Origin of the sequence: Pseudomonas sp. Leaf129 (assembly GCF_001423465.1) — a bacterium.
Classification (GTDB): domain Bacteria; phylum Pseudomonadota; class Gammaproteobacteria; order Pseudomonadales; family Pseudomonadaceae; genus Aquipseudomonas; species Aquipseudomonas coleopterorum.
Map to the genome: position 1 here is coordinate 297,485 of NZ_LMOC01000006.1, position 12,306 is coordinate 309,790.

Genomic DNA, 12,306 nt, shown 5'->3' on the forward strand with positions numbered 1-12,306 from the left:
ATTAACTAATTAGTTAGTTACGCAACGATATCAAAAAAATCCTGCAGCTGCGACAAATCGCCATAGCGCAGCGCGGTGAAACACTGTTGCACGGGCGGTAATACTGACCAGGTTTTGTCGAGACAGCAGGTAGGCTCAGGCCACGTTCTTGAAGAAAGCATGACCACCCAGCACCACGGTGCGGATAGCGCTCTTTGTCCAGGCTGGCGGTAGGGAGAGGTGCGTGGCGTGGTAATGGGTGGCGCCGCCGGTGGGGTCTGCCACCTGGCCGGCCATCACCTGTTCGGCTACTGCCAGGGCTTGCGCCAGCTGCGCCGGGGGAATGGGACGAGCGCCGCTGATATAGGGGTAATTGGGATCGCGAAGGTTCCAGCAGCTGAACTGCCAGGGCTTGCGGCACACACCGATGTAGCCCTCGCCCCACCATGACCGTGGCTGGGCGTCCTGCACGCGGTTGCGGATGACCCAGGCCACCGCGATTTGTCCGCGGATGCCTTCGCCACGGGCTTCACCCCATAACGTTCGCGCAACGACATCGTGTACCTGTTGGATGTGTGTCATGGTGATCTCTGCTGATGAACGGTCGGGCGTGGCCAGATTGCGGAGCTGCGCACGGGTTTGCCAGTCGGCAACGATTCCCCACCGGCAGCGGCGTGGCGGTAGTTTCCCGATCCGAATAAAGCAGCCCAAGGCTTGAGACTTGGCGGTATTGCCTCTACAAATGACAGACCCAGCCTTCGCCGCACACTCACCAGCCCCTCGATCGCCCATGCCACCACGGAGGCCTGTCACCGATGCACGCACCTGACGACGACCTGGACATCGGAACCCGCACTTCCGATTGGGGATTGAGCCGTCTGCATGCCGCGACGTCGGTCAGGTGGGTGGCCAAGCTATTGGCCTGGGTGGCGCTGCTCACCGGTGCCGCAGCGCTGTGCGAATACGGGCTGGGTCGACCCATGCTCGATCACTTGGCGCCAGCCCTCACGGGGATGTCGCCACTGACGGCCATGGCCCTTGCCGCGCTGTCGCTTTCCTGCCTGCTGGGACGGCGTGCGCGCCCCAGTTGGCTGCTCGCCGGAGTCGCCGCGTGCATCGCCTTCGCCTTGCTGGGCGCGCACTTGCTCATCGGTCGTGACGTGTTCAGTGGCCCGGTGAACGCGTGGTTGTTTGCCCCTTCTGCGCTTGCTTTGGGCAGTGTTTCCCCGGCCACGGCGAGCTGTCTGGCCCTGCTGAGCGTGGCGCGCATGGCGCAACTCGCCGGTCGACACAAAGTCTGCGATGTCCTCGCCCTGCTCGCCTTCGCCGTGGCCGGCATTGGCCTGCTGGGTTATGCCTACGGCGTGAAGGACCTGTACTCGGTGCTGCTGTTCAACGCCATGGCGGTCCACACCGCCCTGGCGCTGGTGTGCCTGGCGGTATCGATGATGCTGTTCCAGGCCGACCAGGGCTGGTTGAACGTGGTGACGCTGAGCAATCGCGCCGGCGCCGCGACCCGCCGACAGTTGCTGCTGACCGCCATTCTGCCAGTCATCGGCTGGCTGCTGCTGTCGGCCGTCAACGCCCGTGCCATCGGTGCGCCTGCCGCACTGGCCCTGGTAGTGGCAACGGTGTTCATGCCGCTGGTGATTCTGATCATCAAGGATGGCCGGGTAACCGCCCGACTGGACCTTCAACGGCACAAGCAGCGGCGACTGGAAACCACCATCAGGCAGCGTCTGGAGCTGGAACTGGACGAGAAGCGGGCGGAGCTGGAACAGGAATCGGCGCAACGCATCGTCGCCGAACAGGCAATGAACCGCGCCCAGCGCCTGGACGCAGTAGGCCAATTGACGGGCGGCATCGCTCATGATTTCAACAACCTGCTGATGGGCGTTTCAGGCAATCTCGAATTACTCCATCGCCACGTCGTAAACGATCCCAAGGCGCTGAAGTACGTGACACGGGCCACCCTGTCGACCGAAAAGGGCATTCGCCTGACCGGGCAGTTGCTTGCCTTCTCACGCACGCAACGCCTGAACGTATCGGCGGTCAATCTCGCCGATAGCGTCAACGCTGCCTTCGAACTGGTGGGTAACGCACTGGGCCCTGACATCAACATCGACATGCAGACGCCGAACCGTCATCTGTTCGTCAGCACCGACCCGCTGCAACTGGAGATGGCCATCCTCAACCTGGCCCTGAACGCCCGAGACGCCATGCCCGATGGCGGCTGGTTCACCGTCAAATGCTCGCCAACCGAGCCTTCGAGTACGCCGCCCACGGTATCGATTCACGTCAGCGACAGCGGCACGGGCATGTCGCCCGAGGTACTGGCGAAGGCCTGTGAGCCCTTTTTCACCACCAAGGAATCGGGCCGCGGCACCGGCCTGGGTCTGGCCCAGGTCTATGGCCTGTGCCGTCAATGCGGCGGGGATCTGAGGATCACCAGTGAATTGGGCCAGGGCTCGACCTTCGAACTCGTGCTGCCTGCGGCCGAACGGCCGCAGGTGCCCCCGCGCGGCGTGGTGCAGCCCATGACCACTGCGCCAGCGATACCCTTCGCCCGGCCGGTGCTGGTCGTCGACGATGATGATGCGGTACGCACGGTGCTGGTCGATGACCTGCGCGCCCGCGGCTACCAAGTGATCGACGTCGATCGCGGCAGCAAGGCATTGGCGCTGCTGGGCAACACCCGCTTCGCGGTGGCCGTCATCGATTTTCTGATGCCGGAGATGAACGGCGCCGAGCTGGCGCGCAAGGCCCGCCAATTCGTTCCGCAGTTACCGATCATTTTCATCAGCGGCTACGCCGATACCCTCGCGCTCGACGCCATCGCCGGTGCCGTGGTGCTGCGCAAACCGTTCGAACTTGCCGAGCTGGATCGATTGGTCAGGGAATTGGCCGACATAACTCAGCCAGTCACCTGATATTGCTGGGTGCAGCCGCGCATCGACACGTCAAGTGGACGGGTTCTGCACGAACGTCGAACGCTCATTTTCAAAAAAATCGGAACCTTCGGCACAACCGGGCGCCCTAATCACAGCGTACGTACCATGCATACGCCATGGCTGCCTCTTGGGTCTGAGCCAGACCGTCCATCACGGAGATTTTGAAATGACCGACGCTCATAAAGAAACGATCAAGGTACTCAACGACCTCATCGAGACATCGAAAGATGGTGAGGCTGGTTTCAAGGATCTCGCCGAGAACACCAAAAACGCCGAACTCAAAGGCGTCTTCACCACCGCTGCTGCCGACACCGCTTCCGGCGCTGCCGAGTTGCAAGCCTACGTCCGTCAACTGGGTGGCGAAGCTGAAACCACCACCAGCGTCGCCGGCGATCTGCACCGTCGTTGGGTCGACCTGAAGTCGGCCATCACCGGTAAAGACGATGTTGCCCTGCTCAACGAAGCCGAGCGTGGCGAAGACGTTGCCAAGAAGAGCTACACCAAGGCACTGGAAAACAAGGATGTGACCCCCGAGGCACACGCCCTGATCCAGAAGCAATTCGAAGGCGTAATGCGCAACCATGACAAGATCAAGGCCCTGCGTGACGCAGCTCGCGCTCAGAAATGAGTGAAGGGCTTGGGCGGCTGCCGAGGCCGCCCGAGCCGTGCTTTTCCCGCCACGTCCCCCGCCTCGACAACACCCCTGCCCTTGCGCAACCCACTCAACGTATCACGTAGCCTGCAACCGGGGCCGGTACCTTGACGTCACCCTGAAAGCGCCGCCACTCCTTCTCGATTTCCTTGTAACCCATGAACACGCTCACACGCTTGGCATCGGCCAGGTCGCTGTTGGTCAGGCTTTGGGTGTAGTGCGTGGGCACGAATGCCACCGTCATACCGACCACGGAGCCATCTTTGCCATACACCGGCCCGCCGGACATGCCTACGGCGCTGGGACCATCGTGGATGGAATAGAGCACACCATCGTTGAGGTTCTGGAGCAGCAGCTTGCCTTCCTTCACCTGACCACTGCCTTTGACGGGCATCAGCAAAGGGCTGAAACCCACAGCGGTGACGCTTTCGCCAACTGTTGCCTGACGCCAGTGCGGCGCCGAAGTGGCTTTGCGCTTGATGAAGACCACGTCGCCGCGACCGCGGTACGCGACATCACTCAGATAAGGCGTGTGTTTGGCGGAAACTGCATAGTCCTCGTTCCATTGCACGGCCGAGGCTTGATACAGAAGAGGGGCGGGAAGACTGGAGGTGACCATGAAAGCGTCTTTGTAGGCAGCATCGCTTACAAAGGGAGTCGGGATGCCATTACAGCCGGAAAGAAGCAGGCCGAGCGTCAGGCAGATAGATCGATTCATTGTGTTCCAATGGAGCAATCCCATTTCTGGGATTATAAAAGCAACCTTGCTTGCGTGGTTCTCACCCCTCTGGATGAGAATAGGTTCGCTTACGCGAGTGTTTGTAAAGACCCTGGATGCCAACGCAGGCCTGTAGCGCTACGTGGAAATCCAGGCCGCCATTGTTCCCTGGCGATCCTGTCGGATCGTGACTGACAGCATGATCGGGTGTCGGTCGGCATGATCGTGAAGCTCAAGAGCTGCACGGGGCATGTCGAACCAACCAAGGCCATAACGCCCTGGATTAAAGGACGCAATAACCGATGATGACATTGTGCCAGCACTTGTTGCGAGCAAGCAACTACGATGATGGCTTTTGGCTCTCATGTGTTCGCTTGTAATGGGGGTATCGGTCGAGTTGTCAGAGACTTTAATATCACAGTGACACTACTGTGACGTGGTTCCGCTTTGCGTGCCAAACGATCCACCAGAGACCGTTCACACCGCCCAGAGCGACCCATTGGCAAACCTGGATTCGATCCACGCCTTGAACGCCAGAACGGTGGCCGCCGGGAATTTCGAGGACGGCCGTATCAGGTAGACCCCGCCCACTGAATCCAATCGCCAGTCGGGCAGTACCTGAACCAGCTCGCCTGACGCCAGCTGACGGCTCATCAGCCACTCACCCGCGCCAAGAATGCCCATGCCCGCCAATGCGGCACTGAGCAGGGTTTCGCTGTCGTTGGAGGTCAGGGTGCCCTGGGTCGTCACGCTCTCCTGCCGCTGCGCATGGTGCAGCCGCCACCCGGGAAACGACGCCAGCCCGCTGAAGCGCAGGCAGTTGTGTCGGACGAGGTCGCTGGGTCTGAGCGGCATGCCGAACCGTTCGATGTAGGCGGGAGCCGCGCAGAGTATGCGGCGATGGTCGCAGAGCTTGTTGGCGATCAGCCGGCTGTCGTCCAGCTCGCCGATGCGCAGGGCCAGGTCATAGCCCTGCTCGATGATGTCGACGACATGCTCGCTGTAGTCGGCGATGATCGACACACCAGGGTGCGCGCTTAGAAATTCGGGCAACAACGGCGCCACCCATAGGCGCCCCATGGCGGCCGGCAGCGCCAGGCGCAAGACGCCGCGCACCTGCGTGACGCCCGAGGTGGCCTGCTGCTCGGCTTCGGCGATCTGGGACAGCGCCGAGCGCAGGCGCTGCTCCAGCTTCGCGCCGACGTCGGTGATGCGTACCTGGCGGGTCGAGCGCTCCATGAGTCGCACGCCCAGCCGCTTTTCCATGGCGGCCAGGCGTTTGGAAATCACCGTGGGATGACGCTGCAGCAAGCGACCAGCGGCGACGAACGAGCCCTGGCTGGCGACGGCCAGGAAGGCGGCGATCTCGTCGCTGTGCTGACTGTCGAGCAGGTCCGGGGTCATGGCGTCAGAACGATCGCCCCGCCCGACTGCCCCGACTCGAGTGCCTCATGGGCACGGGCTGCTTCGGCCAGCGGATAGGTCTTCCAGATCCGCGGCGTGATGATCCCCGCCTCGACCGCTGCCAGCACGTCGGCGGCGCGCTCCTGATACTCGGCGGCGGATGCCGTATGAGCCACGATCGACGGCCGGGTCAGGAACAGCGAGCCCTTGCCATTGAGGGTGGACAGCTCGACCGCCGCCGGAGCGCCCGAGGACGCCCCGAACGACACCATCAGGCCCCGCGGTCGCAGGCTGTCCAGGGACGCCTCGAAGGAGATCCGTCCGATCGGGTCGTAGACCACGTCCACCTTGCGCCCCTGGGTCAGCTTCGCCACATCCGCAGCCAGCGTGGCCGCATCGAACACCAGCACCTCGTCGCAGCCCACGGCCTTGGCCCGCTCGATACTTTCGGGCTTGGACACCACACCGATGACGTACGCGCCCAGGTGCTTGGCCCACTGGCCCATCATCTGCCCCAGGCCACCGGCGACGCCGTACAGCAGCATCGTCGTTCCGGGGCCTACGGGGTAGGTGGATTTGAGCAGGTATTGCGCGGTGATGCCCTTGAACAGCACCGCCGCCGCCTGCTCGAAACCGACGCCAGCGGGCAGCTTCACCAGGCGTTCTGCAGGATAGAGCCGCTGCGCCGCATAACCGCCCAGCGGGCCCGTGGCATAGGCCACGCGGTCGCCCGGCTGCACGTGGGTGACCCCAGCCCCCACGGACACCACGGTGCCGGCACCTTCCAGGCCGAGGCCAGACGGCAGCGGCACCTTGACCGCACCGTTGCGCTGGGTGACGTCGAGATAATTCACGCCAATGGCCGCCTGCTGCAGCCACACCTGCCCCTCGCCCGGCGCCTGCTCGGCCACAGTGTCCTCCCACAGCACGGAAGGATCGCCCGGTTGATTGAAACGAATCACTGCGGCCATGTCGTTCTCCAGTCGATCAGTAGTGCGAGTGAGTATGGAAACTCGCTCGGGGTTCTACAAGACGGTGGATTTGCAGTATATACCTGCATGGGGTGCAGCAATACCGACGTGAAAACGTTGCGCACCTTGCTGGACCGATTGCCTGGATGACTGGGGTTGTTTACCTTCAGGCCGTTGATCGGCGCTGAGTGAGAGAGTCACATGGACACGTCATGGTGGTGATTGCAGACAAAGGCACGACTTCCATAGGCCTGGTGCACGAAGCCTTGTACGGTGCAGTGCAGCGCGGTATCGATGTTCAGCCAGTGCTGCGCGAAGCAGGCATCGACCCTGGATTGCTCGATGCCCCCCAGGCAAGGGTCTCAGCCATGGCGTTTTCTCGGCTCTGGGTTGCCCTTGCTGATCGGCTCGACGACGAGTTTTTCGCCATCGACGCGCACCCTCTGCGCAGAGGCAGTTTCCGTCTCATGTGCCATGTCGCCTTGGGATGCCATTCGCTCGAACAAGCGCTGCGTCGGATTCTATCGTTCCTGCGCGCCACGCTGGATGATATCCATGGCGAGTTGACCTTCCAGGACAACTGGACGGTATTGATCATTCATGATCAAGGCATCGAAAGACGCCTGTTCAGCTACGGTACCTGGCTCATCCTCGTACATGGATTGCTGTGCTGGCTCGGTGGACGGCGCCTGCCCATCCACAGCATCAGTTTCCGACCAGCCCAACCGCTGGATGACAGTGACTACCGCCTGCGCTTTTGCGAGTCCCTGACGTTCGGTGCCGGACCGACGACCGTCTGGTTCGACCGCGACCTGCTCGGCCTTAAAGTCGTTCAGACGCCGGCAACCCTCACAAGCTTTCTGGAAGAGGCGCCGGGCAATTTGCTGGTCAAATATCGAAACGGTGAAAGCACCGGCGCGAAAGTCCGCCAGAGGCTCCGGGGGGTGGATCCGGAGAGCTGGCCCGAGTTCGACAGGCTGGCGAAATCGCTGGGCACGTCCAGTTCGACTTTGCAGCGACGACTTCAATCCGAAGGCTTGAGCTATCAACGACTCAAGGATGATTTGCGCAGGGACATGGCCATTCATCTGCTGGGTCGCGAAGAGCTCACGGTCAACGATGTAGCGCTGCAGGCCGGCTTCCAGGACGCCAGTGCCTTCCATCGCGCCTTCAAGAAATGGACGGGGGTGAGTCCGGGCTTCTATCGTCGTGCAGGGCCTGATGAGAAATGAGCGCGACGAAAAATACGCTTGATGAACGATAGCCACGAACGCTTTGTTCGCAAGGGCTGACGAAACACCCCGGCCCGCTTCATGCCTGCCTTGGCACTGTCCAAACACCCCACGCATAACGATGACTTTGGACATGGGCCTATGCCATGTCTGCGCCTACGATATTCGAACGCAAGCCATGGCCTCCTGCCCTTGGCCTGGTCGAACAACACCTGTGCACTTCAAAACAAGAATAAAACCGAAGGAGACACGTTATGCAGCCAGTGAACGTCTTCGCGCTCGCCAAGGATTCAAGGTTCAACCGCTTTCATGGTTTGATCCTTTTCTGGTGCGTGCTCATTCTTATCATCGACGGCTACGACCTTGCGGTTGTCGGCGCCGCGCTGCCGGCCATCATGAAGGACATGAACATCGAGGCGACCAGCGCGGGCATCATGGCGGGCTCGGCGCTGTTCGGGACAATGCTTGGGGCGATCTTCCTCGGCACGCTGGCCGATCGCATCGGCCGCCCAAAGATGACCGCCATCTGCGTCACGCTGTTCAGCCTCTTCACCGCTGGCGCAGGACTGACCAACGACCCCATCAGTTTCAGCATCATGCGATTCATCGCAGGGCTGGGCATCGGCGGCGTCCTGCCTATCTGCACCGCGCAGATGGGCGAATTTTCACCGTTGAAACTGCGAACACGGCTGGTCACGCTGGTGTTCGCCGGCTACTCAGTGGGCGGGATTCTGGTCGCCCTGACCGCCAAGCAGCTGATCGAAAGTCATGGCTGGCAGTGGGTGTTCTATGTCGCGGCGCTTCCTGTGATCTTGATCCCGTTCATTTTGAAAACCATGCCTGACTCCATCGGCTACATGCTCAAACAGGGGCAGCAGAATGAACTCAGGGATATTGCGCGGAAACTCGACCCTGGCATTGCCATTCCCGAAGACGCGCTCATGGCGGGCAACCCCGAGATACTCGACAAACAGGATTCACCGGTACGCAACCTGTTCGCCAATGGCCGCGGTTTCAGCACGGTAATGATCTGGGCCGCCTTCGTGACCGGGCTGTTCATGGTCTATGCCCTGAATTCCTGGCTGACAAAGTTGATGGCAATGGCCGGCTTCAGCCTGGGGTCGGCTCTGAACTTCGTGATCGTGTTCAACGTTGGCGCGATCGCCGGCGCGCTGGGAGGTGGCTGGCTGGGTGACCGATTCAACATCAAGCGTGTGCTGGTGTGTTTCTACATCGTTGGCGCACTGGCGTTGGTCGCCTTGGCCTACACCCGCTCGCCTGCGCTGCTCTACGTGGTGGTTTTCGCGGTAGGCGCATCGACCTTGGGCACACAACTGCTGGCCTACGCCTATGCCGGGGACTTCTACCCTTCGACAATCCGGGCCACGGGCGTGGGTTTCGCCTCGGGCGTGGGGCGCATAGGCGCCATCGTTGCACCGGTGCTGATCGGCTGGCTGATCTCCATGCATCTGCCTCTGGAGCAGAATTTCATGGCCATTGCGCTCGCCGGACTTATCGGAGCGGCAGCCGTTTCGCTGGTCAACCAGTCGCTTGCCGACTCCTCCCAGGCGCGCTCGGCGAGTCGGTCGAAATCGAGCATGGACAGCTCGGGATTGAATCCCGATGTTTCTAAATCCACTTGAATCGGTACCTGTATGAATCGACTGTCTCAACCCCCCTTGAGCCCCCCGCTTCTGGTGCAGGCAGTGGACTGGGCCATCACCTCACGGCGCAGTATCCGGGCTTTTCTTCCGGACCCTGTGGCCCGGGAAGACGTGGAAGGCATTCTCGACGTCGCCCGGTTCTGCGCCACGGGCGTGAACATGCAGCCCTGGCGTGTGCACGTGGTCACGGGCGATGCCAAGCGGCAGCTGTCCAGCGCCATCGCGGATATCGACAACGATCCTGCACATGCCGGCCAGTTGCTCGATCCCTACGAGTATTACCCCAGGGAGTGGGTGACGCCCTATCTGGATCGCAAGAAGAAAGTCGGCTGGGAGCTGTACGGGCTGCTGGGCATTGCCAAGGGCGACAAGCAGCGCATGCACGAACAACACGGGCGCAACTATCGATTCTTCGATGCGCCAGTCGGCCTGCTGTTCACCATCGATCGTGTGCTTCAACAAGGCAGCCTGCTCGACTACGGCATGTTTCTGCAAAGCGTGATGGTTGCCGCCAGAGCCCGTGGTCTGCATACCTGCCCGCAAGCTGCCTTTCTGAAGTATCACCAGGTCATCACCGAAGTACTCGGCATCCCCGACGAGCAGATGCTGGTGTGCGGCATGAGCCTGGGCTACGCAGACGATTCCAGTGTCGAGAACGAGCTGGTCACCGAGCGCGAAGCGGTCAGTGCTTTCACGACCTTTCATCACAACAACAAAGAGACTCCCCCATGAAGCCCGCCGACCGTTACGAGTGCCTCGACAAGACTCCGGCCAATCATCTCCCTCTCACCCCGCTAGGGTTTCTGGACAGAGCGGCATGGGTCCATCCGAACCGCGCTGCGGTCGTGTACGGATCGATCACTCGCACGTGGGCGCAGACGCGAGAGCGATGCATGCGCCTGGCCGCCGCGCTGGTCGCGCGAGGACTGGGCGCCGGCGATACGATCTCGATCATGTGCCCCAACACACCCGCCATGCTGGAAGCGCATTTTGGTATTCCCCTGTGCGGCGCGGTGCTCAATACCATCAATTGTCGGCTTGATGCCGAAGGGGTGGCATTCATCTTGAGGCATGCCGAGTCGAAGGCCGTCCTCGTCGATCGCGAGTACGCCAGCGTGATGGCCGACGCACTCGAACTGCTTGATCCTGCCCCGATCGTGATCGATATCGATGACCCCTTTGCGCCCTTGGGCCCATCGATCGGCGTGGTGAGCTATGAGGCGCTGCTTGCCGGCGGCGACCCAGGCTTCGAGGGCGTTTGGCCGGTCGATGAATGGCAGCCCATTGCGCTGAACTACACATCCGGTACCACTGGAGACCCCAAGGGAGTCGTCACCAGCCATCGAGCAACCTATTTGATGAGCCTGTTGCAGATGACCAACTGGCCGCTGCCACGTGCTCCTCGATATCTATGGACGCTGCCCATGTTCCACGCCAATGGCTGGTGTTTCACCTGGGCGATCACCGCTGCCGCGGGCACCCATGTCTGCATGCGCAAGGTCAATGCCGACGCCGTGTTCGACGCGATCGACACGCACGGCGTGGATCATTTCTGCGCCGCACCGGTGGTCATGGCAATGATTGCCGACGCACGTGATCGCGCGCCACTGCGTGCCCCTGTCCGGGTGCTGACAGCCGGCTCCCCTCCACCTGCATCGGTACTCAGCGCCGTGGTCGCCCTGGGCTTCGATGTGGATCATGTGTACGGGATCACCGAGGTGTCCGGCACGCCGGTCAGTTGTGTCTGGCAAGACGGCTGGGACGCCTTGAGCGATAGCGAGCAGCGCGCATTGCGTGTCCGGCAAGGTGCCAGGGCCGCGACGTTCGAGGGGTTGATGGTGGCCGATCCGGACACCTTGGTCCCGGTGCCGCATGACGGAGTCACCACGGGCGAGCTGTTGCTGCGCGGCAACACCGTGATGATGGGATACCTGAAGAACGCATCAGCCACTGGCAAGGCATTCGAGGGAGGATGGTTTCACACGGGGGACATCGCGGTCGTGCATGAGGGCGGCTATGTGCAGATCACCGATCGTTCGAAAGACATCATTATCTCGGGCGGCGAGAACATCTCATCGATCGAGGTCGAGGATGTCATTCACTGCCATCCCAGCGTCCTGCACGCCGCCGTGGTTGCCCAGCCAGACGAGAAATGGGGCGAGGTGCCATGCGCTTTCATCGAACTCAAGGCGGGTGCGGCAGCACCCAGTTCTGCGGAGCTCATAGGGTTCTGCCAAGCGCGCCTGGCCAGGTTCAAATGCCCGCGACAGGTCATTTTCACGGAGCTGCCGAAGACGGCCACAGGCAAGATCCAGAAATTCGTGCTGCGCGAGCGCGCCGGTAGCAAGGCGGCTATTTCTCGGCTGGCGTCCAGCGGCTGATGGTCCGTCGACGGATGCGGCTTCACAGACAGGGCGGTGCTCCACGCATCGCGAGCACTGCCCTGACTGTTACCCATCCGAATCTCCTTTGCACGCTTTGAGTGCAGGATTCCCATCCTAGAGCACAGCACCACTCCCCTGAAGCAACAAGATCAAATAAATAAATAGTAAAAACAATCATTTATACTCAGTGGCCTGGTTATTGCTTTGGCACTGACGTCACGCGCCCCACGTGACACCAGTTTCCCCCAGCGCCTCCACGCCCTGGGTGACCCGGCCCCAACGATGCGGCCGCGGTTCACAAGCGAAACGCTCGACACCCGTTCAGCCGACAGCGTCGTCGGTCACGTGAAA

General features: G+C 61.5%; 10 protein-coding genes. 6 read left to right on the forward strand and 4 right to left on the reverse strand.

The window, feature by feature from the left end; translation table 11 throughout:
* Nucleotides 1-135: 135 nt before the first annotated feature.
* Nucleotides 136-561: a cell wall hydrolase gene (locus tag ASF66_RS09390; protein ID WP_056843638.1), complete on the reverse strand. Its 426-nt coding sequence runs from the start codon at nucleotides 559-561 to the stop codon at nucleotides 136-138.
* A 233-nt stretch (nucleotides 562-794) separates the two neighbouring features.
* On the opposite strand from ASF66_RS09390, the gene ASF66_RS09395 reads away from it, so the two are divergent.
* Nucleotides 795-2,909, forward strand: coding sequence for an ATP-binding protein (locus ASF66_RS09395; protein ID WP_056843639.1), 2,115 nt, complete (start codon nucleotides 795-797; stop codon nucleotides 2,907-2,909).
* A gap of 187 nt (nucleotides 2,910-3,096) precedes the next feature.
* On the forward strand, nucleotides 3,097-3,558 hold the full coding sequence (locus tag ASF66_RS09400) for a PA2169 family four-helix-bundle protein (RefSeq protein WP_056843640.1): 462 nt from the start codon (nucleotides 3,097-3,099) through the stop codon (nucleotides 3,556-3,558).
* A gap of 94 nt (nucleotides 3,559-3,652) precedes the next feature.
* On the opposite strand, the gene ASF66_RS09405 is transcribed toward ASF66_RS09400, so the two are convergent.
* The 3 genes from ASF66_RS09405 to ASF66_RS09415 all read right to left on the reverse strand — a co-directional run bounded on the left by ASF66_RS09405 (nucleotide 3,653) and on the right by ASF66_RS09415 (nucleotide 6,675).
* Nucleotides 3,653-4,201: a serine protease gene (locus ASF66_RS09405; RefSeq protein ID WP_156463167.1), complete on the reverse strand. Its 549-nt coding sequence runs from the start codon at nucleotides 4,199-4,201 to the stop codon at nucleotides 3,653-3,655.
* 576 nt (nucleotides 4,202-4,777) lie between these two features.
* Nucleotides 4,778-5,704, reverse strand: a complete 927-nt coding sequence (locus ASF66_RS09410; protein ID WP_056843642.1) for a LysR family transcriptional regulator — start codon at nucleotides 5,702-5,704, stop codon at nucleotides 4,778-4,780.
* On the reverse strand, nucleotides 5,701-6,675 hold the full coding sequence (locus ASF66_RS09415) for a quinone oxidoreductase family protein (RefSeq protein ID WP_056843643.1): 975 nt from the start codon (nucleotides 6,673-6,675) through the stop codon (nucleotides 5,701-5,703). The genes ASF66_RS09410 and ASF66_RS09415 overlap by 4 nt, the downstream gene beginning before the upstream one ends.
* Nucleotides 6,676-6,887: 212 nt before the next feature.
* On the opposite strand from ASF66_RS09415, the gene ASF66_RS09420 reads away from it, so the two are divergent.
* The 4 genes from ASF66_RS09420 to ASF66_RS09435 all read left to right on the forward strand — a co-directional run bounded on the left by ASF66_RS09420 (nucleotide 6,888) and on the right by ASF66_RS09435 (nucleotide 11,952).
* Nucleotides 6,888-7,907 (forward strand): AraC family transcriptional regulator, encoded by a 1,020-nt coding sequence (locus tag ASF66_RS09420; RefSeq protein WP_056843644.1) that lies wholly within the window; start codon nucleotides 6,888-6,890, stop codon nucleotides 7,905-7,907.
* Between the two features lie 254 nt (nucleotides 7,908-8,161).
* On the forward strand, nucleotides 8,162-9,550 hold the full coding sequence (locus tag ASF66_RS09425; RefSeq protein WP_056843645.1) for an MFS transporter: 1,389 nt from the start codon (nucleotides 8,162-8,164) through the stop codon (nucleotides 9,548-9,550).
* 12 nt (nucleotides 9,551-9,562) lie between these two features.
* Complete coding sequence (locus ASF66_RS09430) at nucleotides 9,563-10,303, forward strand: nitroreductase (protein WP_056843646.1); 741 nt, start codon at nucleotides 9,563-9,565, stop codon at nucleotides 10,301-10,303.
* Nucleotides 10,300-11,952: an AMP-binding protein gene (locus tag ASF66_RS09435; RefSeq protein WP_056843647.1), complete on the forward strand. Its 1,653-nt coding sequence runs from the start codon at nucleotides 10,300-10,302 to the stop codon at nucleotides 11,950-11,952. Before ASF66_RS09430 ends, ASF66_RS09435 begins: the two co-directional genes overlap by 4 nt.
* The last annotated feature ends 354 nt before the right edge of the window (nucleotides 11,953-12,306 follow it).

What these genes read in the sequence shown, in the direction of transcription:
- ASF66_RS09415 (WP_056843643.1), bottom strand. Translation starts at nt 6,675, where the DNA reads ATGGCCGCAGTGATTCGTTTCAATCAACCGGGCGATCCTTCCGTGCTG.
- ASF66_RS09390 (WP_056843638.1), bottom strand. Translation starts at nt 561, where the DNA reads ATGACACACATCCAACAGGTACACGATGTCGTTGCGCGAACGTTATGG.
- ASF66_RS09410 (WP_056843642.1), bottom strand. Translation starts at nt 5,704, where the DNA reads ATGACCCCGGACCTGCTCGACAGTCAGCACAGCGACGAGATCGCCGCC.
- ASF66_RS09405 (WP_156463167.1), bottom strand. Translation starts at nt 4,201, where the DNA reads ATGGTCACCTCCAGTCTTCCCGCCCCTCTTCTGTATCAAGCCTCGGCC.
- ASF66_RS09425 (WP_056843645.1), top strand. Translation starts at nt 8,162, where the DNA reads ATGCAGCCAGTGAACGTCTTCGCGCTCGCCAAGGATTCAAGGTTCAAC.
- ASF66_RS09420 (WP_056843644.1), top strand. Translation starts at nt 6,888, where the DNA reads ATGGTGGTGATTGCAGACAAAGGCACGACTTCCATAGGCCTGGTGCAC.
- ASF66_RS09400 (WP_056843640.1), top strand. Translation starts at nt 3,097, where the DNA reads ATGACCGACGCTCATAAAGAAACGATCAAGGTACTCAACGACCTCATC.
- ASF66_RS09435 (WP_056843647.1), top strand. Translation starts at nt 10,300, where the DNA reads ATGAAGCCCGCCGACCGTTACGAGTGCCTCGACAAGACTCCGGCCAAT.
- ASF66_RS09395 (WP_056843639.1), top strand. Translation starts at nt 795, where the DNA reads ATGCACGCACCTGACGACGACCTGGACATCGGAACCCGCACTTCCGAT.
- ASF66_RS09430 (WP_056843646.1), top strand. Translation starts at nt 9,563, where the DNA reads ATGAATCGACTGTCTCAACCCCCCTTGAGCCCCCCGCTTCTGGTGCAG.